This window comes from Halomonas sp. 3D7M (assembly GCF_014897885.1).
Taxonomy (GTDB): domain Bacteria; phylum Pseudomonadota; class Gammaproteobacteria; order Pseudomonadales; family Halomonadaceae; genus Vreelandella.
In genome coordinates this window covers 8205-8421 of record NZ_JABUZF010000156.1, presented here as the reverse complement: position 1 = coordinate 8421, position 217 = coordinate 8205, and the positions used below count along the sequence as shown (strand labels likewise).

Genomic DNA, 217 nt, shown 5'->3' with positions numbered 1-217 from the left:
CCAACGCTTGTGGAATACCCAGGCGTACCAAAACCCAGCCGTAAAAACTGGATACCGCAATAATCAGCAGAATCACGGCGCTGAACATAAGGGTACGTTGGAAAGCATTAAACAAGTCGCGCAAGCTTAAGTCGCGATAGATCAGGCCGCCTAAAATAACCGCATAGAGCGAGGCAATGGCACCCGCTTCCGTTGGCGTAAAGAAGCCCCCCCAAAT

1 protein-coding gene is annotated in these 217 nt (G+C 51.2%); it reads right to left on the bottom strand.

Annotation, left to right across the window (positions count from 1 at the left end; translation table 11 throughout):
• Positions 1-217: TRAP transporter large permease subunit (locus INT22_RS20450; RefSeq protein ID WP_226912497.1), on the bottom strand; the 217-nt coding region annotated here is incomplete at both ends.